A 25669-nucleotide genomic window follows, 5' to 3' on the forward strand; every position below is an offset into this window, starting at 1 on the left:
ATCAACGCAGAAGAAAACCGCGTCCCAATTCGTCATCCGGCTCGACGGTGAATTCCGCCCGGCCCGAATAGTAGGCGCGGCCGCCGACGCGGGCGATGATCGCATCATGCGGGCCGGCCATGGTCGTGCGCGCCACCGCTCCGGAAAAGCGCGAGCCGGCGATGCTTTCGAAGGACCGCTCCTGACCAGGGTTGATCTCACCCTTGGCATGCATTGCCGCCAGCCGCGCGGTGACGCCGGAGCCGGTCGGCGAGCGGTCGACCTCGGCATCGGCAAAGACGCAGATGTTTTTTGTTGCCTCGCTGGAGAATGCATCGTGTCCATCGGTGAGGATGGTGCCGTAGAGGAAAGCGAGATCGGCATGGTCAGGATGCGATAGAGGGAACGCCGCCTTCAGCCGCTCGGTCAGCGCGGTTGCCGCGTCGACGAAATCGCGCACCCGGCTGCGGCCGAACTCCAGGCCGAATTGATGGCAGTCAGCCAGCGCGTAGAAGGCGCCGCCATAGGCGATGTCGAACGCAATCTTGCCGTATCCCCCCAATTCGATTTTTTGGTCATGGGCAAACAGAAAGGCCGGCACGCTTTCGAACGACACCGATCCCGCTTTGCCGTCCTTGACCTCCACCGAAGCGACGACCAAGCCGCACGGAGCCTCGATGTTGACCGTGGTGATTGGCTCCTGTTTGGGCACCAGGCCTTCGTCGACCGCGTAGCGGCCTAGCGCAATGATGGCGTGGCCGCACATCGTCGAATAGCCCTCGTTGTGCATAAACAGCACGGCCAGCTCGGCGCCGGGCAGGTCGGGCTCCACCAGCAGCGCGCCATACATGTCGTAGTGACCACGCGGCTCGAAGATCAGCAGCTTGCGCAAATGGTCGAGGTGGTCGCGCACATAGGCGCGCTTTTCCAGGATCGTGCCTTTGGGAATGTCTGGATAGCCGCCGGTGACGATCCTGAGCGGCTCGCCGCCGGTGTGCATGTCGACGACGGTGAGCGTCATGCGCCGGGCCCCTTAGCCTGAGGATTTGGAAAACAGCGCCTGCAATTTGCCGAACGGCATGGCGGCGCGGGTGAAGCCGAACGTGCCGTCCTGCTGGATCTCGCGCGCCGCGGTTTCCAGCATGCCGAAGGCGAAATTGGTCAGCCACGGACCGAGCGAGATGCGCTTGACCCCGGCCATGGCAAGGTCGGCGATGGTGAAGGCCGGCAGTGCCATGACGTTGACTGGCCTGCTCACCGCCGAGCAGATGTTCCGGATGGTCTCGACATCTTTGAGGCCGGGCGCATAGAGCACATCGGCGCCGGCCTTTTCGAAGGCCTGCAGCCGCTTGATCGTGTCGTCGAGATCCGGTTTGCCCCAAAGGAAATTCTCGGCCCGCGCGGTGAAGACGAAATCATGCTTGAGCGCCCGTGCGGCTTCAGCAGCAGCTGCAACGCGCTCGACGGCGTGTGAAAACTCATAGATCGGCTTGTCGGGATCGCCGGTATGGTCCTCGATCGAGCAGCCGGCGAGACCTGCCGCTTCGGCCGCAAAAACCGTCTCGGCGGCACTCGTCGCGCTGTTGCCCTTGCCTTTCTCGAGATCGGCCGACACCGGCAGGCTGGTCGCCGCCGTCAGCTCGCGGCAATGGTGGATCATCGCTTCGAACGTTACTGCGCCGTCGGGCAGGCCGCGCGAGAAGGCAAAACCGGCGCTGGTGGTCGCCAGCGCCTTGAAGCCGAAGGAGGCCAGGAGCTTGGTCGTGCCGACATCCCAGGGATTGGGCATGACGAAGGTCGAGGCGTGCAGGTCGCGAAAGATCTTGCCCTTGTCCATGAGTGCTCCCTTCAGATGCGGAAATGTCGGCAGATTTCTATCGTGCAGAAATGCACCGGGCAAACGAATGCGGTTGGCTCAGAAGCGTTTGGCGTTCTCTCCTGCCAGTTTGTCCAGCGCGTCGGAATCCTTGACGTAGTGCAACGTCTTTTTGTCCCAATGATAGGTAACGGAAATTGCGTGGGCTTCAGGCTTGGGGGGCTGGTCGTCGCAGCTCTCGCCGTTGAGCACCGTGGCGTCGGTCACCGTCACTTTGACCGCGGCATAAGGCTGTCCGTCAGCGATCGTCTGGAAAGCAACATCCTGCTTGCGGCTGTAGGCGCACAGGTTCTCATCGAAGGTGAAGATCATGTCGATCAGTTGGAATTTGTCGTCGCGCACCATGATCAGCGGCGTGATCGCGTAGTTTTGGCTTGAATTGAAATGCGCGCTCATGGTGATCACGATGTCGTCGTTCGGCCCAACGGAAAGCTTGCCCGGTTCACGGAAATAGGTGCCGCGGTCGAGCGCGACATTGACGGCGTCGAGCAGCTTCGGCTTGTCTGTGATGTCGTAGAGCGCCAGCACGGCATAGCCTTCGGCGCTGTCGGGAGAGTCGCCGAGGTCGTAGAGCATCGCCAGCCGGTCCTTGCCCCCGGCCTTGATGGCGAGCACGCCGGCGTTGGAGAGGCCCGATGTCTCAGGCGGCGAACCGCCGCCATCCGGTCCCTCGATGTGGCGCATCCCGATCGGCAATCCACCCCGGTAGAAACCGTTGCTGTCACCTGCGAGGCCGGGAATGACCATCCTTGCGAGGTCCAGATAGGTCACATCCATGTGGCCGGGGATGGCGCTGCCGAATTCCGGGAAGCTGACGGCTTGCGCGCCGGCTGCGGTCCAAAGCCACGGCAGCAGCACAAGCGCTAGAGCAATTTCAGGAAAAGTGTGTGCGGTTTTCCGGCCGGAAATTGCAACAAAACAAAAAGATAGAGCGGTTCGCCGTTTCCATGAAACGGTGAAACGCTTTAGGATGGAGCGAAGCAGGTTCGTTGGCATGGGCGCCTCAGGCTGGCCGCGCGGAACCTAACACAGCTTCAGTGGATCGGCACCAGCCCGGCAAGTTCGCGCATGTCGTCAAACAGGACGCCGCCGGCGCTGGCCAGGCCATCGCGGTCGGAATAGGGATCGCCATGATAGGAATAGACACGCATGCCCGCGGCAATGCCGGCCTGCGTGCCGGCAACGCTGTCCTCGATGACGATGCAGTCGGCCGGCGCAAAACCCATGGTCTTTGCCGCATGCAGGAACAGGTCCGGGAACGGCTTGCCGCGGCTGACCATGGTCGAAGAGAACATGGCATGCTCGAACAGCGGCAGCAGCCCGGTCTGGCCGAGCGTGATGTGCATCTTCGAGATACGCGCAGAAGTGGCGACGCAATAGGGAATGCCGGCCGCGCGAACCGCCAAGATCGGAAGAGCACACGTCTGNGAGCGTGATGTGCATCTTCGAGATACGCGCAGAAGTGGCGACGCAATAGGGAATGCCGGCCGCGCGAACCGCCTCGATGAAGTCGCGCACATAGGGGATCGCCTCGACGCCATGCGCAAACAGATCGGGCAGGCCGGCATTCCAGCGATCGACGAAATCGGCGCCGAGCCGCACCGTGGTCGTCTCTTCGATTTCCTTCTGCACCGCAGCCATGCTGCGGCCGGAAAAATATTTGCGGCAATATTCGAATGTGGTGGGATAACCGGCGGCAACAAACCACTCGGCAAGCCGCCGGTTGGCAAGGTTCTCGGTGTCGACCAGGATACCGTCGCAGTCGAAGATGACCAGTTTCGGTATGCTCATTCAGGCGGTGCCGGTCGATCCGAACCCGCCCGCGCCGCGCGTCGTGGCGCCGGCCAGCGAGCGCTCCTCAACCGTCACCTGCGTCACCGCGGCAAAGACGATCTGGGCAATGCGCATGCCGCGCGTCACCGCGAAATCCTCGTCGCCGAGGTTGACCAGCAGCACCTTAACCTCGCCGCGATAGTCGCTGTCGACCGTGCCTGGTGAATTGAGGACGGTCAGCCCATGCTTGAAGGCAAGGCCGGAGCGCGGCCGCACCTGGCCTTCCATTCCTTCGGGAATTTCCAGGATCAGACCGGTCGGCACCAAGGCGCGCTTGCCAGGCAGGATCAGCAGCGGCCGGTCTTCCGGCACCGCGGCGCGCAGATCCATGCCGGCGGCGCCGGTGCTTTCATAGGCGGGAAGAGGAAGTCCATCTCCATGCGGCAACCTGACGAAGCCGACAGTGGGACCAATGACGGAGGAATTTTGGAAGGCTGCGCGCATAAAATCGATCCTATCGGCGCGAACGGCGATTCGGTCAACTCGTCCGCAGGCCTATCAACGGCTTTCTTTCAGGCGTCAGTGTGACCTAGCGCAATTCCACCGGAACGACGGTCGTCTCCTTGATCTCCTCCATGACGAAGGAGGCCGAAACGTCCGACAGCGCCACCTTGGCGATCAGCCGCTGATAGAGCCGGTCATAGGCCTTCATGTCAGCAACGCGGGCGCGCAGCACGTAGTCGAGATCGCCGGACATGCGATAGACCCCGGTGATCTCGGGAAAACCGGTCACCGCCGCACGGAACTTCTGCAGCCAGTTCGGGTCATGATTGGAGGTGCGGATCAGGATGAACACCGAAAGTCCGAGCCCGAGCTTGTCGGCATCGACCAGCGCCACCCGTCCGGTGATGACGCCGTCCTCTTCCAGCCGCTTGACCCGGCGCCAGCAGGCGTTGCGCGACAGCGACACTTTTTCGGAGAGCTGATCGACCGACAGTGTGCCGTCGCGTTGCAGCTCGGCCAGCAATCTTCGGTCGATTTCATCGAATTCAAGCGCCATGTTGGGATGAATGTCCCGAACGACGGCGTTAGACAAGGACAAATTGAGACCGATGAACCTTTACCCCGTGGCAGGATACCCACATCGGGGCTTATCCCGGCAGGAGGGATCACCATGACGACGCTGTTTTCGAAGCTGTTCACCTCTCACCCGGCCAAGGTGGGCGAGACCTATTTCAGCCATATGGCCTTTGCCGCCTGGTTCTGCTCGCGCCTCCTGATGGCCGCTGGTGCGGCACTCGTTCACGCTTTCTTGCCGTTTCTCTTCGAAACTACGGCAAGCCGAATCGTTCGCGAACTCTATGAACGGACGCACAACAGAGGCTCGCACGCGGTCAAGGAGCCCCAGGCTCTCTTGGATCGCGCCTAGGATTGGTTAGAAGCGATGTGCCGATGGGCGGCCTATCTGGGTGACGCGGTCTTCCTCGAGGACGTCGTCACCGCGCCTTGCCACTCGCTCATCGCCCAGAGCCATTGCGCCCAGGAAGCCAAGTCGCCGACCAATGGCGACGGTTTCGGCCTTGCCTGGTATGGCGACCGGCCCGAGCCCGGCCTCTACCGCGACATCCTGCCGGCCTGGTCGGATCCCAATCTGAAAAGCCTGTGCCGGCAGATCAAATCCGGCCTGTTCCTCGCCCATGTCAGAGCGTCGACCGGCGGCGCCACCAGCCGCATGAACTGCCATCCCTTCATCTCCGGCAGCTGGTCGTTCATGCACAACGGCCAGATCGGCGGCTTCGAAAAGATCCGCCGCGCGCTGGAGAACTCGCTCTGCGACGCCGTCTTCGACCAGCGCGAGGGCACCACCGATTCCGAATTGTTTTTCCTGCTGATGATCGACGAGGGTCTTGCTGGCGACCCGCAAGGGGCAGTATCGCGCGCCACCGCCCGCGTCATCGAGGCATCGCGCCGCGCCGGTCCGGAGCCAGCCTTGAAACTGACTGCGGCCTTTTCGGATGGAAAGGCGCTGTATGCCGTGCGCTATGCCAGCGACGATCACGCGCCGACGCTGTACACGTCGGTGCGCAATGCCGGCCGTTGCATCGTGTCGGAGCCTTTCGATCGCGAGGGCGGGGAATGGCAGGCCATCCCGCCCGCGAGTTTTGTGACCATTACGGGTGATGGGATGAGCATTCGGCCGTTCGTGCCGGTTGTGGCAAGGCTGGCACTGGTCGTCTAGGCCCTAGTCTAGGCCGCATTCCTTCGCGCCCCCCTCTGTCCTGCCGGACATCTCCCCCACGAGGGGGGAGATTGGAGGTCACGGCGGCCTTCGCCAATTTTCAACGCAGGAAAAGGTGCGCCGAAAGCCAAAGCTGCCAATCTCCCCCCAAAGTGGGCCCAAAGTGGGGGAGATGTCCGGCAGGACAGAGGGGGGGCGCCGTAGAGCGCCAACCTCAACCCGACCGGCAAGCGCAATTTTGATCAAGCGCCGATGATCTCCGAATGCTGAACTTGGTTTTAAACCGCGATACGTTTGGCAGCAGCCGGAGCAATCATGGACCTCGCCTTTTCCTCGACCATCGATCTCGCCGCCGCAATCGCGGCGCGAAAGATCTCCGCCGTCGAAGCTCTGGACGCCCATCTGGTCCAAATCGACCGACACAACGGGGCAATCAACGCGGTCGTCAATCTCGATGGGGAAGGCGCCCGCGAGCGCGCGAAACAAGCCGACGCGGTGCAGGCGCGCGGCGATGCGCTCGGACCGCTGCATGGCGTGCCTTTCACGTTGAAGGACATGCACCAAACCGCTGATATGAAGACCACGGTTGGTTTCGCACCATTCGCCGACTATGTGGCAAAGGCAGACAGTCCGGTCGTCGCCCGATTGAAAGCCGCAGGCGGCATCCTGATTGGAAAGACCAATGTCGCGACCATGCTGGGCGACTGGCAGTCAGACAATCCGCTGTTCGGTCGCACCAGCAATCCTTGGAACCTATCGCGCACTTCAGGCGGCTCCAGCGGTGGCGCCGCGGCAGCAGTGGCGACCGGGATGACGCCGTTCGATGTCGGAACCGACATGCAGGATTCGATCCGCCTGCCGTCGGCTTTTTGCGGCGTCTACGGGTTGAAACCGACCGAGCACCGCGTGTCGCTGGCCGGCGCCTTCCCCGATCCGAACGGCGCGGCGCGCAGCGTGCGGCTGATGTCCTGCCTCGGCCCGCTGGCGCGCAGCGTGGAGGATCTTGCGCTGATCTACAAAATCATCGCCGGCCCGGACGGAGCAGACACCGACCTCGCGCCGGTGCCCGTAGAGGCCATGCCCAGGCTCGACCTCAAGACATTGCGCATCGCCGTCGCGCCGTCCTTCCCCGGCTTTCCGGTGGCTGGTAAAATCGCTGCCGCGGTCGAAAGCCTGGCCAAGCGGTTGCAATCAGCAGGGGTGATTGTGGAAGAAGCGAACTTGCCTGAGATCGATCTGCATGACGATCTGGAGCAGGGCGGCGATCTGATCGGCATGATGCTGGAGGCAGCGCAGCCCGAACCGCCGGAGCAGCCAACGCCGATCACCAATTGGTTCGAGGCGCTCGCTCGCCGCGACCGCTCGATCCTGGCCTGGGACAGGTTCTTCGAAACCTGCGATGCCTTGCTGTGCCCGGTCGCCATGACCACGGCCTTCGCGCATTGTGAGCCCGGCACGCCGATCGAAGTCGACGGCAAGGAGCAAAGCTATTGGATGCTACCGGCCTATGGCGCGGTCTTCAATTATTCCGGCCATCCGGCACTCTCGCTGCCCTGCGGGCAAGACCGCGACGGCCTGCCTATCGGCCTGCAACTGGTCGGCAAGCGCTGGTCGGAATCGCGGCTGCTCGGCATCGCCAAGGCGATCGAAGCGCTGACCGGCGGCTTCAAGCGTCCGCCGGGCTACTGAGCAAACCGACCCAACCCATAAGGCGTCAGCAGCGGATCACGCTCGCCGTCGAGAATTTCGCGCGTGGCGAACAGCCCGACCGCGGGCGCCAGCGTTATGCCGGAATGCATGACGGCGACATAGAGACCTTCCGTGCCCTCGGCGCGGCCGATGATCGGAAAGCCGTCGATCGGCGTCGGCCGGTAGCCAACCGTGTGGAAATCGAATTCCAGTTCGTCGGCGCCGCGCAAAGCCGCCTTCATTGCTGCAAACAGCTCGCGCGCCGTGGCGTCGGGATTCTCACCGGGATCGCTCCCCGCGAAATCCGAGCCGGCGATGATGCGGCCCTCCGCCGTCTGGCGCATATGCAGCTTTTCGGCATGCACCAGCCCGTTGAGGAGCTTCTTGTAGGGCTGCGAGTGGACGATCAGACCGGGCGGCGTCTCGATTGGCAGCTTGATGCCGGCGGTAGCGGCAATATCGGGCGCCCCGACACCGGCTGCGATCACCACCTCTTCGGCTGGCATCAGCCCATGCGATGTATCGACACCGGCAATCCTGCCATCGGTCTGGACAAGTGCGGTTACAGAACTGGAGAGAACGCGCGCACCTTGCCGTTCTGCGTGGGCCAGCAGCGCCTTGGCCGCTGCGACCGGTTCGGCCACGCCTTCCTCCGCGACATAGACAGCGAATTCCGGCGGCTCGACGAGATTGGGCTCGATTTGCGCTGCCCGCCCGGCGTCGACGCGTTCGATGCCGTAACCCCAGCAAGCGTGCTCAGCCGCGTAGGCTTCGAGCCTGTCGGCCTGCAGATCCCAGCACAGCCCGCCGCACCAGGCGAGCGGCAGGCCGGGCAGCTCGTTTGCCAGCCGCTTCCATTCGGCCATCGCACGGATGCGCAGCCGGAAATAGATTTCGGGATTGCCCCAGCTGGCGTTGATCCAGGCAAAGGAGTTTGGCGTGGCGACGCCGCCGGCACCACTATCGGAAATCACAGTCACCCGCGCCCCGGCCTTGGTCAGGTGCCAGGCGATGGACGCCCCGATAATGCCGGCGCCAATGACGATGACTTCTTTAGCGCTGCTCATACCGGACCTCTCAGAATGGGCTCCTCTGATGCCACCGTAACGATTCAAGCTCAAGTGTGGTCGGCCTGCCGGCCCGAAACTGTCGACAGGCCAGCAATGCGCTGCTAGAAGCCCGCGCCACAGACAGGATTCCAGAAATTGGCTGAAGACATCGAACAGGCGGTATCGCGCCGCCGCACTTTCGCGATCATCGCCCACCCCGACGCCGGAAAGACGACGCTCACCGAAAAGCTGCTGCTGTTCGGCGGCGCCATCCAGCTTGCCGGCGAGGTCAAGGCCAAGAAGGATCGCATCCAGACCCGGTCCGACTGGATGAAGATCGAGCGCGAGCGCGGCATTTCGGTCGTCACCTCGGTGATGACCTTCGAATATGAGGACAATGTCTTCAACCTGCTCGATACGCCCGGCCACGAGGATTTTGCCGACGACACCTACCGCACCCTGTCGGCGGTCGATAGCGCCGTCATGGTCATCGACGCCGCCAAGGGTATCGAGCCGCGCACGCTGAAACTGTTCGAAGTCTGCCGGCTGCGCGACATCCCGATCATCACCTTCATCAACAAGATGGACCGCGAAAGCCGCGACCCGTTCGAAATTCTCGACGAGATCGAGCAGAAGTTGGCGCTGGACACTGCGCCCATCACCTGGCCGATCGGCCGCGGCAAGACTTTTGCCGGCACCTACCACCTGGCGCTCAACGCTGTGCGCAGGGGCGATGCCGAGAAAGACCGCACGCCGGTCAACGGCCCCGACTCCAACCGCGTCGCCGGCCTGCTGCCGGAAAACGAGCGCGAGGCCTTCATCGAGGAGCTGGAGCTCGCGCGCGAAGCTTGCCGCCCGCTCGACATCGACGCCTTCCGCGAAGGCCATCTGACACCGGTCTATTTCGGCTCGGCGCTGCGCAATTACGGCGTGCGCGACCTGATCGAGGCGCTCGGCGCCTTCGGCCCGCCGCCGCGTGCGCAGGACGCAGACACCCGCAAGGTCGAGGCGACGGAGGAGAAGATGACGTCCTTCGTGTTCAAGATCCAGGCCAATATGGACCCCAACCATCGCGACCGCATCGCCTTCGTGCGCGTCTGTTCGGGCAAGCTCGAGCGCGGCATGAAGGCCAAGCTGGTGCGCACCGGCAAGCCGATGAGCCTGTCGGCGCCGCAGTTCTTCTTTGCCCGCACCCGCGTCACCGCCGACGAAGCGTTTGCCGGCGATGTCGTCGGCATTCCCAACCACGGCACGCTGCGTATCGGCGATACGCTGACCGAAGGCGAGGAGATACTGTTCCGCGGCGTACCCAACTTCGCGCCGGAAATCCTGCGCCGTGTGCGCCTCGGCGACGCGATGAAGGCGAAAAAACTCAAGGAAGCGCTGCACCAGATGGCCGAGGAAGGCGTCGTGCAGCTGTTTTCGCCGGAAGACGGCTCGCCGGCCATCGTCGGCGTTGTCGGCGCGCTGCAGCTCGACGTCTTGAAGGAAAGGCTGAATTTCGAATACACGCTGCCGGTCGAATTCGAAATGTCGCGCTTCTCGGTCTGCCGCTGGATCTCTGCCGACGACAAGGCCGAAACGCTTCGCTTCATTGAGGCGCATCGCGGCGACATCGCCCGCGATCTCGACAACGACCCGGTGTTTCTGGCCCAGAACGCCTTCTCGCTGAACTACGAAGCCGAACGCTGGAGGGCGATCCGCTTCGCCACCATCAAGGACTACCAGGTCCGCGACAAGGCGGCGTAAGGCGCCCCTTTTCCTTCTGCCCGCTTACGCGGAGAAGGTGCCCGAGGGCGGATGAGGGGCAGCGCCGACCTTGAAGGGTCAATTGGCTCCAAGGCGCGCCGGCCGTTCGCGTGGCTCAGGGCGTTCGAAGCTCGAAAAGCAAAGCAATTGGCTTTTCGTCCGCTACGCGGCCGCTTCTCACCCCTTCGCAGCTTCCTCGATCTTGGCAATATCGATCTTGCTCATCTGCATCATCGCCGACATCACCCGCCCGGCCTTGGCCCGGTCCGGATCCAGAAGCAGGCGCGGCAGTTGCTCCGGCACGACTTGCCAGGAGACGCCGAACTTGTCCTTCAGCCAGCTGCATTGCGACGGTTCGCCGCCGCCTTCGATGAGCTTGTCCCAGAAATAGTCGACCTCTTCCTGCGTCTTGCAGTCGATCGACTGTGACATCGCCTCGTTGAACTTGAATTGCGGTCCGCCGTTCAGCGCCTGGAACTGCACGCCGTCGAGTTCGAACGTGGTTACCAGCGCCTTGCCGGCATCGGTATGGCCTTCGGGCCAACGCAGCACGCTCAGTACCTTCGAGTTCTTGAAGATGGAAACGTAGAAATTCATCGCCTCTTCGGCCTGGCCATCGAACCACAGGCAGGTGGTGATCTTTTGCATGTCATGCTCCTCGGGTGTTTGGTTGCGGTTACAGGTGAAGCGGCTGACTTATAGAAATGGTGCCATTCCCTTGCCGTCGTCCCAAGGACGGATGCCGGGCTAGCGATCCGACACTGGCCGGCAATCTTTTTCGAAACCCTGATTTCAGCGAGACTCTGGCGCATTGCAAAAATGTGGCCAGACCATACTTGCCGGTCTATAAACCCCGCGGTCCAAATTAAGCGCCGCCACGCTCCGCGTTGAGCGCAGCCAACCAGCCAAGGAACATTCATGCCTGCCTATCGCTCCCGCACTACCACCCACGGCCGCAACATGGCCGGCGCCCGCGGCCTGTGGCGCGCCACCGGCATGAAGGACTCGGATTTCGGCAAGCCGATCATCGCGGTGGTCAATTCCTTCACCCAGTTCGTGCCGGGTCATGTCCATCTCAAGGACCTTGGCCAGCTGGTGGCGCGCGAGATCGAGAAGGCCGGCGGTGTCGCCAAGGAATTCAACACCATCGCCGTCGATGACGGCATCGCCATGGGCCATGACGGCATGCTCTATTCGCTGCCGTCGCGCGAGCTGATCGCGGACTCGGTCGAATATATGGTCAACGCGCATTGCGCCGATGCCATGGTCTGCATCTCCAATTGCGACAAGATCACGCCCGGCATGCTGATGGCCTCCTTGCGCCTCAATATCCCAAGCGTCTTCGTCTCCGGGGGGCCGATGGAAGCCGGCAAGGTGGTGCTCGCCGGCAAGACACAAGCGCTCGACCTGGTCGACGCCATGGTTGCCGCCGCCGACGACAAGATCTCCGACGAGGACGTCAAGGTCATCGAACGCTCGGCCTGCCCGACCTGCGGCTCGTGCTCCGGCATGTTCACCGCCAATTCGATGAATTGCCTGACCGAGGCGCTCGGCCTGTCGCTACCCGGCAATGGCTCGACCCTCGCAACCCACGCCGACCGCAAGCGGCTGTTCGTCGAGGCCGGCCATCTCATCGTCGATCTCGCCCAGCGCTACTACGAGCAGGATGATGAGTCGGCACTGCCGCGCAGCATCGCCTCCAAAGGCGCCTTCGAGAACGCCATGACGCTCGATATCGCCATGGGCGGCTCGACCAACACCGTGCTGCATATCCTGGCCGCCGCCCATGAGGGCGAGGTCGATTTCACCATGGAAGACATCGACCGGCTGTCACGCCGCGTTCCGGTGCTGTGCAAGGTCGCACCGGCCAAGTCCGACGTGCATATGGAAGACGTCCACCGCGCCGGCGGCATCATGGCGATCCTCGGCCAGCTCGACAATGCCGGGCTGCTCAACCGCAACCTGCCCACGGTGCATACGGCAAGCCTGGGCGAAGCGCTTGACCATTGGGACATCTCCCGCACCTCGAGCCAGAGCGTCCGCGACTTCTTTCTCGCCGCTCCGGGTGGCGTGCCGACACAGGTCGCCTTCAGCCAGGACCGCCGCTGGGACGAGCTCGACCTCGACCGCGAGAAGGGCGTCATCCGCTCAGCCGAGACGCCGTTCTCGAAAGACGGCGGCCTTGCCGTGCTGAAAGGCAATCTGGCGCTCGACGGCTGCATCGTGAAGACGGCCGGCGTTGACGAGTCGATCCTGAAGTTCACCGGCCCGGCCCGCGTGTTCGAAAGCCAGGACGCTTCCGTGAAGGCGATCCTGTCCAACGAAATCAAGGCCGGCGATGTCGTCGTCATCCGCTATGAAGGACCGCGCGGCGGTCCCGGCATGCAGGAAATGCTCTACCCCACGAGCTATCTAAAGTCGAAAGGCCTCGGCAAGGCCTGCGCGCTGGTCACCGACGGCCGCTTCTCCGGCGGCACATCAGGCCTGTCGATCGGCCATGCCTCGCCCGAAGCAGCGGAAGGCGGCACGATCGGACTGGTGCAGGAAGGCGATACGATCGAGATCGACATCCCCAACCGCACGATCCGGCTTGCTGTCAGCGACGCTGAACTCGACGCGCGCCGCGCGGCCATGGAGGCGAAGGGCGCCATGGCCTGGAAGCCCGAGGAAAAGCGCAAGCGCAAGGTGACGACCGCGCTGCGCGCTTACGCCGCCTTCGCCACCAGCGCCGACAAGGGCGCGGTGCGGCACGTACCGGAGTGAGGGGTGCGGCGCCGACCCCCACCCCGCTGCTGCGCAGCGACCCTCCCCACAAGGGGGAGGGTAAAGCTCACGGCATCAGCTGATATTCGTAAAGCTTCTGATACAGCCCGCCCTGGTTGAGCAGCGTGCGATGCGCGCCGCTTTCCACCACCTTGCCGGCCTCCAGCACCACGATCGTGTCGGCCTGGTGCACGGTCGACAGGCGGTGGGCAATGACGATGGTGGTGCGCCCGACCGTCAGCTGCTGCAGCGCGTCGCGGAAAAGCGCCTCGGATTCGGCGTCGAGCGCGCTGGTCGCCTCGTCTAGCAGCAGGATTTCGGCATTGCGCAGCATGGCGCGCGCGATCGAGATGCGCTGGCGCTGGCCGCCTGACAGCAGCGCGCCATTCTCGCCGACATCCGTGTCGTACCCTTTCGCCTGGGCGCTGATGAAGTCATGTGCATTGGCGGCCCTTGCGGCGGCCATTACTTCCTCGTCCGTGGCGCCCTCGCGCCCGAGCCTGATGTTGTGCATGATCGTGCCGGCAAACAGGAACGTGTCCTGGCTGACATAGGCGATCTTTTCCCTGACCGAGGTGAGCGTGGCACAAGAAATGTCCTGCCCGTCGAACATCACCCTGCCGACCTGCGGGTCGTACATGCGCATGATCAGGTTGAGGATGGTCGACTTGCCGCTGCCCGAGGGTCCGACCAGCGCCGTCATCTTGCCTGCGGCAAGCGTCAGGTCCAGTCCCTCGAACACCGGCGCGCTTTCGGGGTAGGCGAAGCTGACATTGTCGAAATGGATCTCGCCCGGCCCGGCCCGCAGCGGCTTTGCATCCGGCTTTTCGGCCAGCGTCAGCGGCCGGTCGGCGAGCTGGAACATCATGCGCACGCCGACAATGCCGGTTTCAAGCGAGATGCGTACGCGGGCCAGGCGCTTGGCCGGCTCATAGGCCAACAGCAGCGCCGCGATGAACGCCATGATGTTGCCCGGCATCTGACCGCCGCCGCCCAGAACCAGGAAGCCGCTGACAAAAACGGCGCCAGCGATGGCCAGCCCCGCAAGTGTTTCCATCACCGGGCTGGTGGCGGCCTCCAGCGTGGCGATGTTGTTGGCGCGGCTCTCCACGTCCGACACGGCCTTGTACATGCGCTTGCGCATGGCGCCTTCGAGGCCGAAGGATTTGACGACGCGCACGCCGATCGCCGTTTCCTGCATCACCTGCACGATCTGGCCGAGCGAACGGAATTCTTGCGAGGCAATTTTTCGGACGCGCTTCAGGATACGATTGACGCCGTAAATGGCGATCGGCCCGATCACCAGACAGATCAGGGACAGCGCCGGCTGCTGCCAGACCATCACACCCACCAGCGCAGCCAGCGTCACCAGGTCGCGAACATAGGACGTGACGATTTGGTCGAGCACGCTGCGCGCGGCCTGGGCATTGTTCGTCATGCGCGAAATCAGTTCGGACGAAGAGGTCGAATGATAGAATTCGATGCCTTGCGCAAGAATGCTGTCATAGATCTTGCGCTGCCGGTCGGCGATGATGGCATTGCCGACCCTGCTCATGAAGTAGGCCTGGATGAAGTTTGCGAAGCCCTTGAGAATGAAAATCGCTCCGGTCGCCGCCGCGATCAGATTGACCTGCCCAATCCGCTTGTAAACCACGAATTCATTGGTGATTTCGCGCAGCATATAGGCGCTGGCTGCTGTCGTTGCCGCCACCACCAGCATCGACAGAATGGCCGCAGCGTAGCCAAATCTATGCGCGTGAAAGGATTCCCGCAAAAGCCTTGCGATAAGGCGCTGGTTTTCCGTCGAACGGAAGAAGCGAAACAAATGGCCGATCCCATGCCTGACTGACGAATTTCGGATTCGCCACCAGGGCGAAAGGCGGCTTATAGAGCGAGTTGTGGCCGGATGGAACCTTTCGCTGTCGCGGAGACAATCGGCTGCGGCACGGTGTCTTTTGCGCCACGATTGCGGCGATTGATCTGCGGGGAGATGACGACAGATGGATTTCGACCTTGTTGTGCGCGGCGGAACGCTGCCCGACGGCACCGTCGCCGACCTCGGCATCATCGGCGAGACGATCGTCGCCATCGAGCCCGAACTGCATGTCAGCGCCGGCACGTCGATCGACGCCCGTGGCAATCTGATCTCGCCGCCCTTCGTCGATCCGCATTTCCATATGGATGCCACGCTGTCCTACGGCATTCCACGCATCAACGCTTCGGGTACGCTGCTGGAGGGCATTTCGCTATGGGGCGAGCTGAAGCCGCTCCTGACGCATGACGCGGTTCGCGAGCGGGCGCTCGCCTATTGCGACTGGGCGGTCTCGATGGGCCTGCTCGCCATCCGTACCCATGTCGATGTCTGCGATGACAGGTTGCTCGCGGTCGAGGCGCTGCTCGACGTCAAGAAGATTGTCGCGCCCTATATCGACCTGCAATTGGTCGCCTTCCCGCAGGACGGGTTTTATCGCTCGCCGACGGCGCGCCACAACACCATCCGCGCGCTCGACATGGGCGTCGACATCGTCGGCGGCATCCCGCATTTCGAACGCACCATGGCCGACGGCACGCGCTCGGTGACCGAATTGTGCGAAATCGCGTCGAAGCGCGGGCTGATGGTCGACCTGCATTGCGACGAGACCGACGATCCGCTGTCGCGCCACATCGAGCAGCTTGCCTATGAGACCCACCGCCTTGGCCTTCAGGGCAAGGTGGCCGGCTCGCACCTGACTTCCATGCACTCGATGGACAATTATTACGTCTCCAAGCTCCTGCCGCTGATTGCCGAGGCCGGTGTGTCGGCGATCCCCAATCCGTTGATCAACATCATGCTGCAGGGCCGCCATGACACGTTTCCCAAACGCCGCGGCATGACCCGGGTGAAGGAGATGCAGGCGCTCGGCATCCGCGTCGGCTGGGGCCAGGATTGCGTTCTCGACCCCTGGTATTCGCTCGGCACCGCCGACATGCTCGACGTCGCCTTCATGGGCCTCCACGTCGCTCAGATGTCGAGCCCTGCCGACATGGCGCGCTGCTTCGACATGGTCACCAATGTCAACGCCGCCATCATGGGCCTCGATCATCTCGGCCTTGCCGTGGGCAAGCGCGCCAGCTTCGTCATTCTCGATGCCGGCAACCCGATCGAGGCCTTGAGGTTACGTGCCGAACGGCTGTGCGTCGTCGCCAGGGGCAAGGTGGTGGCCGAGCGCACGAAGCAGGAGACACGGCTGTCGATCGCCGGCCGTCCCGGACAGGTAAACCGGCGGCACAAAACTGCGTAGAAACAGCCGATTTCCGCCGCTGGTCTTACCGATTTGCCTCGTCAAAGCGGCCGCTTGCAGCTAGGGAGCCGCATGGCCCAGTCGCTCGTCCGCACCTTTACCATCAGGAACGTGCTTTTGGCCGGCATCCTTTTGATGCTGGCCGGCGACTTCATGTTCGCGCTGAACGACGCTATGGGCAAATGGCTGGTCGCCAGCTTCTCGGTGGGGCAGGTGGTGCTGATCCGATCGATCGGGGCCTTCATCGTGCTCGGCCCGATGATCGCCAACCAGGGCGCCCGCAGACTGTTCCGGATGGAGCGGCCGGTCCTCCAGATTCTGCGCGTGCTGGCGACCACGGCGGACACGGCGCTGTTCTATGCCGCCGTCGTCTATCTTCCGCTTGCCGACGTGATGAGCTTCTACATGGCCGGGCCGATCTATGTGGCGGCGCTGTCGCATTTCCTGCTCGGCGAAAAGGTCGGCTGGCGCCGCTGGGCCGCCATCCTGGTCGGCTTCTGCGGCGTGCTGATCATCTTGAAACCCTCTTCGGCGGCGTTTTCGCAGTCCTCGCTGTTCGCGCTGGTCGGCAGCATCGCCTTCGCCTTTGCCATCATCCTCAGCCGCCGCCTGCGCGGCACCAGCGACACAACGCTGGTCACCTGGCAGACTATCGGCACGCTGCTGGTCGGCGGCGTGATGACCATAGGCGCCTGGCAGACGCCCTCGGCACTCGATTTCGGCGCCATGCTCCTGCTCGGCATCGTCTCCTGCAGCGCGCATCTGATGATTACCAGGGCGCTGAAACTGGCCCCTGCCTCGACGCTGGCGCCGCTGCACTACAGCCTGCTTCTATGGGCGGTGATCTTCGGCCTGGCCTTCTTCGGCGACGTGCCGGGACCGCGCATCCTGATCGGCTCGGCCATCGTCGTGCTCGCCGGCCTGTTCATCTTCCACCGCCAGAAGGTGGTCGAAACAGTCGTGCCGCCGGAGAACGTGCCGAAAGGCGTGAATTGACCTAACCTTGGCGCACCGCCGCCAGATGCCGTGAAAACTCAGGCGTTTCCATCAGCGCCTTGCAACGGGCGAAGCGGCCGTCGGCATAGGCGCGGAAATCCTCGACCGGGTTGTTGTTGGCAAGCTGGATAAGGCCCCAGAGCGTCCACAACAGGTCGCACATCGCCTTGTAGGTGACGACGCGGCCGCGCTCGGCCGGTTTTGCCTCGCCGCCGAAATAGGCGCGCATCATCTCTTCCTCCTGCGCGGTGTCGAACCGGCCTTCGACCGAGAGGTCGCCGAGGTCCCAGAGCGGGTCGTTCATCCCCGAATATTCCCAGTCGACGATCCACATCCGCTCGCCCGTATCGAGAAAATTCTCGCACAGCGGATCGCAATGGCAGGCGGCAATCGGCAGTCTATGCGCGGCAAGGGACGCACGCACGGTGTCGGATTCGCGCACCACGTCGTGGTAGCCCGGCGGCAAGGCGACTTCCTTGGTCGATAAGACCTTGAGATAGTCGTCGATCATCGCAAACAGCTCGAAGCGGAACGGAAATACCGCACCGGACGTGTGCAGCTTGCGGAAGGCTTCGCCGGCGCGGGCCGGGCTGCCGGCGCGCAGCTTGAACTTTTCCGGCGACATCGTCACGGCGCCGGCAACGAAGCGGCTCGCCAGCACGCCTGTCTCGGGGTCGACATGCAGCACTTCGGGGCTGACGCCGGCTTTGGCCGCCTCACGCGCCGCCACCGCTTCATTGGCGCGGTTGATATATTCCTCGGTGCCTTTGCCGGGGATACGCAGGCAGATAACGCCGGCCCGAAAGACGAGATTGGTCATCCCGCCCAGCCGCTCAAGCGGTCCGTCATAGCCCGCCAATGCCGGAATTGCCGCAAGTGTTGCGCGTGCCTCGTCGGTCCCCATGCCTGTTGCCCCTGGCGTGTTATTTCTTCCGACAACGGTTCCACAGTTTTCGCCGTTTGGCTATCATCCGATCGAGGGTGAGCAGCGAGCTGGCGGAGAAACAGCCATGGCGGGCAACAAGGATCATGGCGGGCTTGGCGCCGCCTATTCGGCGCAACGGCCCGAGGACGTCGCCGCGATCTATGACAGTTGGTCGGAAACCTACGATGCCGACATGTCGGCCGCCGGCTACCGCCATCCGACGATCTGCCTGGCCCTGCTGGCCCGCCATCTGCCGCGCGGCGCCGCACCGCTTCTCGACGCCGGCGCCGGCACCGGGCTGATCGGCGAGTGGCTGGCCATCACCGGCTATCCCCAGGTCGAAGCGCTCGATATTTCGCAAGGCATGCTGTCTAAAGCGGCGGCAAAGGGCGTCTATTCGGCGCTGCATTGCCTGGCGCTCGGCGGGCCACTGCCCTTTGCCGACAATGCCTATGCCGGCATCGTCTCGGCCGGCGTTTTCACCTCCGGCCATGTCGGCGCCGAGGGGCTGGACGAACTGATCCGCGTCTGCCGTCCCGGTGGCGTCATCGTGCTGACCATCAAGAACACGCTGTGGAACGCCGGCTTTGCCGATCGCATCGCTGCGCTCGAGGCTGAGGTCAGGGTCGTTCGTGCCGAGGAGACTGCGCCTTATGTTTCGATGCCGGGCGAGGCTGACACCGTGCCCAGCCGCGGCCTTGTACTCCGTGTGAGCTAATCCAGGTTTCGTCTACGCCTTGATCCTGCTCATCGAAGAATCGTACATCGGTTCGAGATGAATGTTGGCCGGCGTCCGTTCCATCGCGACCACCAGCTCATAGTCCCCTGAGCTGAGAAAATCGTCGCTGACGCCATCGGCGTTGCGGACATAGCCATAGCCGATGTTCTTAGCCAGCGTGTAGCCATAACCGCCGCTGGTGAGATAGCCGACCGGTTCGCCATTGCGCAAAATCGTCTCGCGCCCGACCAGCACGATATCGGGATCGTCGACCGTGAAGCCGGCAAAGCGTTTCTTCAGGTCGGCGCCGCTGATCTTTTCGAGCGCCCGCCGGCCGACGAAATCGGTGTTCTTCCTCAGCTTCACCGCCCAGCCGAGGCCGGCCTCCTGAGGCGTGTCGTTGGGGGTGATGTCGGAGCCCCAGGCGCGGTAGCCTTTCTCCAGCCGAAGTGATTCCAGCGCCCGGTAGCCGATCGGCCGGATGCCGTGCGGCTTGCCTGCCGCCATCAGCGTGTCGAAAATCTCGCCGGTGGCGGCGATCGGCACATGCAATTCCCAACCAAGCTCGCCGACATAGGTGACGCGCAACGCCCGAACCGTATGGCCGGCAGTCGTGATCTCGCGGATATGGCCGAACGGGAAGGCGGCGTTCGAGACATCGGCATCGGTCACGGCCGAAAGCACATCGCGGGCGCGCGGTCCCATCAGCGACAGCGTGCCGAAATCCTCGGTGACATCTTTCAACGTCACGTCGAGGCCCTTGCCGACATGGTCGCCGATCCAGGAGAGATCATGCGTGCGGAAGCCGGTGCCGGTCACGATGTAGAATTTGTCTTCGGCGAGCCTGGCCACCGTCAAATCGGCCTCGATGCCGCCGCGCGTGTTGAGAAGCTGCGTGTAGGTCAGCCGTCCCACCGGCTTGGCGACATCGTTGGCGCAGATCCAGTCCAGCGCCTTAGCCGCATCCGAACCCGTCATTTCGTATTTGGCGAAGGACGACTGGTCGAAGATGCCGACTTTCTCGCGCACATGGCGATGCTCCTCGCCGACCGGGCCAAACCAGTTCTGCCGGCCCATGGAATAAATGTCTTCGGATGTGGCGCCCTGCGGCGCGAACCAGTTCGGCCGTTCCCAGCCGAGCTTGGAGCCGAACACCGCGCGGTGCGCTTTCAGCCGCTCGTAGAGCGGCGAGACGATGCGCGGCCGGCCCGAGACGTACTCCTCATGCGGAAAGCCGATCGTGTAATGCTTGCCATAGGCTTCCAGCGTGCGATCGCTGACCCATTGCCGGTCGCGGTGCAAATTGGAAAAGCGCCTGATGTCGACCACCCAAAGGTCGAGCGGCGCTTCACCATCGACAACCCATTGCGCCAGCACCCAGCCGGCGCCGCCGCCGGAAGCGATGCCGAAGGCGTTGAAGCCGGCGCCGACGAACATGTTGGCGCATTCGGGCGCGACACCGAGGATGAAATTGCCGTCCGGCGTAAAACTCTCCGGCCCGTTGATCATCTGCTTGACGCCGACCGTCTCCAGCGCCGGCACGCGCGCGATCGCCTGGCTCATATGCTGTTCGAAATGATCGTAGTCGTCGTCGAACAGGCGGAACTCCCAGTCATCGGGGACATCGCCGCCGGGCAGGCCGGTCGCCCAGGCCTGCGGGTTCGGCTCATAGCCGCCCATCACCAGCCCGCCGACCTCTTCCTTGAAATAGGTGCGGCGGTCGGGATCGCGGATTGTCGGCGCGTCGGTCGCCAGCCCGTCGATCTTCTCGGTGATGATGTACTGGTGCTTGACCGGTTGCAGCGGCACGCAAATGCCGGCCATCGCGCCGACCTGGCGTGCCCATTGCCCGGCGCAGTTCACCACCTTGTCGCAAGCAATGTCGCCCTTGTTGGTCTTCACCGCGGTGATGTGCCCGTCCGTCATGTCAAAGCCGGTAACGCGGACGTCCTCGAACAGCTTGGCGCCATGCATGCGCGCGCCCTTGGCCAGCGACTGCGTGATGTCGGAGGGGCTGGCCTGCCCATCGGTCGGCAGCCAGGAGGCGCCGACGAGGTCGCCGGTCTCCAGCAGCGGCCACATCTTTTTGACCTCCCCCGGCGACAGCAACTGCATGTCCATGCCGAAGCTCCTGGCCGTCGTCGCCAGCCGTTTATATTCGGTCCAGCGGTCGGCATTGGTCGCAAGCCTGAGGCACCCGGTCATCTTCCAGCCGGTAGCGAGCCCGGTTTCGGCTTCCAGTCCCTTGTAGAGCTCGACCGAATATTTGAGCACGCGGGTGATCGAGGCCGACGAGCGCAACTGGCCGACCAGCCCGGCCGCATGCCAGGTCGAACCCGAGGTCAGCTTGCCCTGTTCAAGCAGCACGACATCGGCCTTGTGGTCGCGCGCCAGGTGATAGGCCGTCGAACAGCCGATAATGCCGCCGCCGATGACGACGATGCCGGCATGTGTAGGCAATGTCATGACTGTGTCCCGTACTTCGTGCGGTAACTGTCCAGCGCCGCGTCGAGCCGCGTCAGGTTCTGCGCGGTGTAGGCGACGTAGTCGATGCCGGGCGCGTCGAGGTAAAGTTCGGAAACCATGCTCCACATCGCCTCGCGCAGCAGCGAGGCGCATTGCATGGCCGCGTGCGAGCGGCGGATCGCCTCATCCGGCTCGCGCATGAAATACGCCGTGAGGAAAGTGAAGGACTCCGCGTCGCTCATCTCGGCGTTGGAGGCAACGCCGGCAAGATCGAACATCGCGGTGTTGAAACCGGCATATTCGAAATCGATGAGCCACAACCTGTCGCCATCGTCGAGGATATTTGCCGGCAGAAGATCGTTGTGGCCGAATACGATCGGCAGCAGCTTCTGCGCCCGCTCCAACTCGTCGGCCAGAGCCAGCAGCCTGGGCAGCTCGTCGCGCTTGCGGCTGCCGCCTTCGCTCAGCGTTCGCGCATAGTCGCGGATGACATGGAAGACCCAGAACATGAAGCCGGCGCCGGAGATGTGATTGGGCATCTCGCGATGGAACCCGCGCATAAGCGCTGCGACGCGGCCGATATTGGCGCGCACATCCTCGGCGACATAGGTCTTCGCGCCGAGGAATTCCGTGACCATGATGCCGGGTTCGGAATGGTGGACCGCCGGCGCGAAGCCTGCGGCGTGCGCCGCGCGGGCCGTCATCACCTCGCGGTCGCGAAAGACGTGGTGAAATGGATAGTCCTGGCCGAAGCGCACGACATGCCGCCCGGCCGCGTCCTTGACCAGATAGTTGGCGTTGCTGAGGCCGCCCGGCAACGGCGCAATGTCGATGCTGCCATTCCAGCAAGGCAAGGTCCGGATGCGGTCTTCAGCAGTCACGGGACCATCCCTGACTTTTGCGGAGCTTTCTTGGGTGCCATGCGCCGCGCAACGAGCGTTGGGAAACGCAAAAAATCTCGTCGGTGCGGGACGCAGGAACTCCTATCCCGCGCCGCACCGACGAGCCCCTCTGGCCAGGTTTTGATACCCGGTCTCCGCCCCCGCGGATTTGAGAAACTTTTGTGCCAGTTCAAACCCAGACGGTCTGGCCAGACGGTCCGGTCCGTGAATTGCGGCTCTGCCATCACCCTCCCGTGGCAGTTCCGAAGCTGTCACGCCGTCAATGTCACGCCAGTGCCACCTAACTGTCAATGAAATGTTGTGACTTTTTTTGGGTGTTTTGCCCGAAACCACGAGCAATTCCTTTAAAAACGGCGGCATTGCCCTAAAACCGGGCAGGCCGCAAATTCAGGAAGCCAGATGATCCATTCGAAACGGCATGGCGAAATCCTCCGCCTCCTCAAGGAAGAGGGCACCGTCACCATTGCCAGCCTCGCCGACCGGCTGGGGGTTTCGCTTGAAACGGTGCGCCGGGATGTCAAGCCACTGACCGGCAATGGCTCGGTGCTCAAGATGCATGGCGCCATCGGCCTGCCGTCGATGGCCGGCGAAGCGCCGTTCGAGCGGCGCATGCGCGACAATGCGGAGGCCAAGCGGCTGATCGCCCGCATGGTCGCTGCCACCATTCGCGACGGTGAATCGGTCATGCTGGACACCGGCACCACGACCTCGTTCCTGGCCCGCGAACTGCTCGGCCACCGGCGGCTGACCGTGGTCACCAATTCATCCGACATCGCCCGCACGCTGGCCACCGTCAACGGCAACAAGGTCTATATGGCCGGCGGCGAATTGCGCAGCGATTCCGGAGCCGCCTTCGGCGCCTCGGCGATCGATTTCGTCAGCCGCTTCTCGGTCAGCCATGCGGTGATTTCGATCGGCGCCGTCGATGCCGCCGCAGGCCTTGCCGACTACGATCTGGAAGAGGCGGAGTTCGCCCGCATGGTGCTGTCGCGCGGCCAGCGCTCGCTGGTCATCACCGACCACACCAAGTTCGGTCGCCAGGGTCTGGTCCAGGTCTGCGGCTTCGACGGTTTTTCCGAACTCGCCACCGACCAGCCGCCGCCGCGCGACATTGCCTCGGCACTTGCCGAGGCTGGAGCGCGCCTCAGCATCGCTGCGGCCTAGCCAAACACCAGCGACTGGCGCGCCGCGATCCCGGCCATGCCGCCACCCGATACCGCGAAGGCGATGTTGTGCATCATGCGCGCCGCGTCGCCGGCCGCATAAGATGTCGTTCTGGTGAAAAATTGTTTTTCAATCATCCCGCTGTTCGCAATGTCCATGCAACTTGGCAGCCGCAAACAGCGCCTCGTCGAAATGCGGGCCGGGCGAATCGCCCGCATCAGCAATGAGGTCACCATGCTGCAAACGATGCCTTGTCTTTCCTCATGGCCTGGACGCTTGCGCGCTTCGACCTGGGAGCGGACCCGGCTTGGCCGGACATTCCGCAACTTTCCGCCGGCGACGGTGTATGACGGTGTATAAGGTGTCCAGGATCAAGAACCTCAAAACCTATGACTGGCGCTTCGCATGACTGATCCACTGTCGGCGATCCTGGGCTTCGGCCTGCTTGGTGTCGGCTGTCTCGCCTTCACTGAAAAGATCCTGCCGCTGCCGCCCTCGCATGTGCTGCTGCTGTTCCTCGGCATGACGGCAGCCTCCGATCTCCTGGCGCTGGCGATCCTGCTTCTGGTGACGACGCTGTCCGCCATCACAGGCTGCCTTGTCTGGTATAGTGTGGGCCGTAGGATTGGATTGGATCGTGCCGACAGGCTGGTCGAGCGTTTCGGCAAATATGTCTGCTTGCGCTATGCGACCTACAGCAAGCTTGGTCAGGCCTACCGCCGCCATCATGTCCGGGTCTCCTTGCTGGCGCAGTTCATCCCGACGGTTCGCAACTATCTGCCGATCGCGGCCGGCGCGCTCCGTCTTCCACTCTTGCCCTTCGCGGCGGCGACGCTGCTCGGCGCCACGCTATGGAACACCGGCTTCCTCGTCACCGGCTACCTTATGCGCGGCAGCGGCCGGGATTCCTATGCCATCGGCTTTCGCATCATCGTCATCGTCCTGGCGCTGGAGACGGCGTTCATGCTCGCGCTTCGCTACGGTCCTGCCTGCCGGCGGCGCCTCGGGTTCGGCTGACCAGGAGGCGCCTCAAGCCGTATGGGTATAAGCTCCGCCTTCGGCTTTCCTTCCCCGGCGCGCCGGTGTTTAGTCCGGCCATGGCTTTCACCATCCGCCAGCTGCAGTTCTTCATTGCCGTCGCCGAGCAAGGCACGGTGTCGGGCGCCGCACAAAACCTCTCCATCTCGCAATCCTCGGTCACCGAGGCGATCAAGGAGCTGGAGAGCGATCTCGGCGTCGAATTGTTCGAGCGCCATCCGCGTGGCCTCAACATTACCCACAAAGGCCACCAGTTCCTGCGCCATGCGACCAAGATCCTGGCCGACGTCTCCGACGCGCGCCGCGCTTTTTCCGACGACCAGGTGGTGGCCGGCGGGCGGCTGCAGCTCGGCGTCACCTCGCTGGTCGCGGGCTATGTGCTGTCCGATCTGCTGGCGCGCTACCGCCGCGCCTATCCCGGCGTCGATGTCTCGGCCATCGAGGACAATGGCGACTATCTCGAACATCTGCTGATCGGCGGCAAGCTCGACATTGCCGTCATGGTCACCTCCAATTTGCGCGACCGCACCGCTCTGCAGTCGGAAATCCTCGAGGTCTCGGCCTACCGGCTGTGGGTCCCGCTCGGCCACAAGCTGGCCAGCGCCGACATTATCGGCATAGGCGACATTGCCGGCGAGCCGCTGATCATGCTGACCGTCGACGAGATCGAGGAGAACACCGGCAAGCTTCTGGCGGCGATCGGCGCCAGGCCGCATGTCGCCTTTCGCACCCGCTCGGTCGAAGCCGTTCGCAGCCTCGTCGCCACAGGTGCGGGCGTGGCGTTGCTGCCCGACCTAGTCTACCGGCCGTGGTCGCTGGAAGGCGACCGCATCGAATCGCGCGACATTTCGGGTTCCCTGCCGGTCGTCCAGGTCGGCATGGTCTGGCGCCGCGGCTCCGGTCTGCCGCAGGCGTCGCGCGACTTCATCGGCCTTGCCCAGTCGCAGCGTATGGTACGCCAGCAGCGTTGATAGGGTGCGTGGTTATCTATCGGAAAAACCGATATCGCGTTTCTGATAAATGAATTTGCGAAACCGGAATTTTCCGAGCACTTTTCATGTC

Annotated in this window: 23 protein-coding genes and 2 pseudogenes; 11 read left to right on the top strand and 14 right to left on the bottom strand. The window is 63.3% G+C overall.

Annotation, left to right across the window (positions count from 1 at the left end):
• Position 1: 1 nt before the first annotated feature.
• From X750_RS160955 to X750_RS160935, 7 genes and pseudogenes are all read right to left on the bottom strand, one after another.
• The gene (locus X750_RS160955; RefSeq protein WP_023746646.1) at positions 2–1000 is read right to left on the bottom strand and encodes a proline racemase family protein; all 999 of its coding nucleotides are present in this window, start codon (positions 998–1000) and stop codon (positions 2–4) included.
• Positions 1001–1012: 12 nt separating this feature from the next.
• Positions 1013–1816, bottom strand: a complete 804-nt coding sequence (locus tag X750_RS160950; protein WP_023746647.1) for an oxaloacetate decarboxylase — start codon at positions 1814–1816, stop codon at positions 1013–1015.
• Positions 1817–1894: 78 nt separating this feature from the next.
• Complete coding sequence (locus X750_RS160945) at positions 1895–2713, bottom strand: hypothetical protein (RefSeq protein WP_245271196.1); 819 nt, start codon at positions 2711–2713, stop codon at positions 1895–1897.
• 176 nt (positions 2714–2889) lie between these two features.
• Positions 2890–3258, bottom strand: a pseudogene (locus X750_RS1000000165590) (HAD-IA family hydrolase); the annotation flags it as partial.
• Positions 3259–3283: 25 nt separating this feature from the next.
• Positions 3284–3646: pseudogene (locus X750_RS1000000165595) on the bottom strand (HAD family phosphatase); the annotation flags it as partial.
• Positions 3647–4132 (bottom strand): dUTP diphosphatase, encoded by a 486-nt coding sequence (gene dut / locus X750_RS160940; protein ID WP_023698959.1) that lies wholly within the window; start codon positions 4130–4132, stop codon positions 3647–3649.
• Positions 4133–4217: 85 nt separating this feature from the next.
• Positions 4218–4688 carry an Lrp/AsnC family transcriptional regulator gene (locus X750_RS160935; RefSeq protein WP_023746649.1) on the bottom strand — a complete coding sequence of 157 codons (471 nt, stop codon included), beginning with the start codon at positions 4686–4688 and terminating at the stop codon, positions 4218–4220.
• 114 nt (positions 4689–4802) lie between these two features.
• On the opposite strand from X750_RS160935, the gene X750_RS160930 reads away from it, so the two are divergent.
• From X750_RS160930 to X750_RS160920, 3 genes are all read left to right on the top strand, one after another.
• Entirely contained in the window at positions 4803–5057 is a 255-nt protein-coding gene (locus X750_RS160930) for a DUF6356 family protein (protein ID WP_023685117.1), read from the top strand.
• A gap of 15 nt (positions 5058–5072) precedes the next feature.
• Complete coding sequence (locus X750_RS160925) at positions 5073–5867, top strand: class II glutamine amidotransferase (RefSeq protein ID WP_023746650.1); 795 nt, start codon at positions 5073–5075, stop codon at positions 5865–5867.
• A gap of 315 nt (positions 5868–6182) precedes the next feature.
• The gene (locus X750_RS160920) at positions 6183–7556 is read left to right on the top strand and encodes an amidase (protein ID WP_023746651.1); all 1374 of its coding nucleotides are present in this window, start codon (positions 6183–6185) and stop codon (positions 7554–7556) included.
• Here X750_RS160920 and X750_RS160915 read toward each other — a convergent pair.
• Positions 7550–8623, bottom strand: coding sequence for an FAD-binding oxidoreductase (locus X750_RS160915; protein WP_023746652.1), 1074 nt, complete (start codon positions 8621–8623; stop codon positions 7550–7552). The genes X750_RS160920 and X750_RS160915 overlap by 7 nt on opposite strands.
• A gap of 138 nt (positions 8624–8761) precedes the next feature.
• On the opposite strand from X750_RS160915, the gene X750_RS160910 reads away from it, so the two are divergent.
• Positions 8762–10354, top strand: coding sequence for a peptide chain release factor 3 (locus X750_RS160910; RefSeq protein ID WP_023685113.1), 1593 nt, complete (start codon positions 8762–8764; stop codon positions 10352–10354).
• 177 nt (positions 10355–10531) lie between these two features.
• Here X750_RS160910 and X750_RS160905 read toward each other — a convergent pair whose 3' ends face one another.
• The gene (locus X750_RS160905; protein ID WP_023685112.1) at positions 10532–11002 is read right to left on the bottom strand and encodes a VOC family protein; all 471 of its coding nucleotides are present in this window, start codon (positions 11000–11002) and stop codon (positions 10532–10534) included.
• A gap of 270 nt (positions 11003–11272) precedes the next feature.
• Here X750_RS160905 and ilvD point away from each other — a divergent pair, with 270 nt between their 5' ends.
• Positions 11273–13117: a dihydroxy-acid dehydratase gene (ilvD, locus tag X750_RS160900; RefSeq protein WP_023692643.1), complete on the top strand. Its 1845-nt coding sequence runs from the start codon at positions 11273–11275 to the stop codon at positions 13115–13117.
• A gap of 67 nt (positions 13118–13184) precedes the next feature.
• Here ilvD and X750_RS160895 read toward each other — a convergent pair whose 3' ends face one another.
• Complete coding sequence (locus tag X750_RS160895; protein WP_023698913.1) at positions 13185–14942, bottom strand: ABC transporter ATP-binding protein; 1758 nt, start codon at positions 14940–14942, stop codon at positions 13185–13187.
• Positions 14943–15117: 175 nt separating this feature from the next.
• Here X750_RS160895 and X750_RS160890 point away from each other — a divergent pair, with 175 nt between their 5' ends.
• Both X750_RS160890 and X750_RS160885 read left to right on the top strand, forming a co-directional pair.
• Positions 15118–16398, top strand: a complete 1281-nt coding sequence (locus X750_RS160890) for an amidohydrolase family protein (RefSeq protein WP_023698914.1) — start codon at positions 15118–15120, stop codon at positions 16396–16398.
• 72 nt (positions 16399–16470) lie between these two features.
• A complete protein-coding gene (locus X750_RS160885) occupies positions 16471–17394 on the top strand; it encodes a DMT family transporter (protein ID WP_023703535.1) in 924 nt (307 codons plus the stop codon).
• 1 nt (position 17395) lies between these two features.
• On the opposite strand, the gene X750_RS160880 is transcribed toward X750_RS160885, so the two are convergent.
• Entirely contained in the window at positions 17396–18298 is a 903-nt protein-coding gene (locus X750_RS160880; RefSeq protein WP_023703534.1) for a phosphotransferase family protein, read from the bottom strand.
• 106 nt (positions 18299–18404) lie between these two features.
• On the opposite strand from X750_RS160880, the gene X750_RS160875 reads away from it, so the two are divergent.
• A complete protein-coding gene (locus X750_RS160875) occupies positions 18405–19037 on the top strand; it encodes a class I SAM-dependent methyltransferase (RefSeq protein WP_023703533.1) in 633 nt (210 codons plus the stop codon).
• A gap of 12 nt (positions 19038–19049) precedes the next feature.
• Here the strand turns inward: X750_RS160875 and X750_RS160870 are convergent, their stop codons facing one another.
• Positions 19050–21503: an FAD-dependent oxidoreductase gene (locus tag X750_RS160870; protein ID WP_023746653.1), complete on the bottom strand. Its 2454-nt coding sequence runs from the start codon at positions 21501–21503 to the stop codon at positions 19050–19052.
• Complete coding sequence (locus X750_RS160865) at positions 21500–22384, bottom strand: phosphotransferase family protein (protein ID WP_023746654.1); 885 nt, start codon at positions 22382–22384, stop codon at positions 21500–21502. The genes X750_RS160870 and X750_RS160865 overlap by 4 nt, the downstream gene beginning before the upstream one ends.
• 420 nt (positions 22385–22804) lie before the next feature.
• Here X750_RS160865 and X750_RS160860 point away from each other — a divergent pair, with 420 nt between their 5' ends.
• Positions 22805–23569, top strand: a complete 765-nt coding sequence (locus tag X750_RS160860; RefSeq protein ID WP_023685103.1) for a DeoR/GlpR family DNA-binding transcription regulator — start codon at positions 22805–22807, stop codon at positions 23567–23569.
• On the opposite strand, the gene X750_RS1000000166685 is transcribed toward X750_RS160860, so the two are convergent.
• Entirely contained in the window at positions 23566–23727 is a 162-nt protein-coding gene (locus X750_RS1000000166685) for a hypothetical protein (protein WP_023746655.1), read from the bottom strand. The two genes, X750_RS160860 and X750_RS1000000166685, sit on opposite strands and share 4 nt — an antisense overlap.
• A gap of 247 nt (positions 23728–23974) precedes the next feature.
• Here X750_RS1000000166685 and X750_RS160850 point away from each other — a divergent pair, with 247 nt between their 5' ends.
• Complete coding sequence (locus tag X750_RS160850) at positions 23975–24586, top strand: DedA family protein (protein ID WP_023692634.1); 612 nt, start codon at positions 23975–23977, stop codon at positions 24584–24586.
• Between the two features lie 80 nt (positions 24587–24666).
• Positions 24667–25578 carry a LysR substrate-binding domain-containing protein gene (locus X750_RS160845; RefSeq protein ID WP_023673412.1) on the top strand — a complete coding sequence of 304 codons (912 nt, stop codon included), beginning with the start codon at positions 24667–24669 and terminating at the stop codon, positions 25576–25578.
• Positions 25579–25669: the final 91 nt, after the last annotated feature.

This window comes from Mesorhizobium sp. LNJC391B00 (assembly GCF_000502535.1).
Lineage (GTDB): Bacteria > Pseudomonadota > Alphaproteobacteria > Rhizobiales > Rhizobiaceae > Mesorhizobium.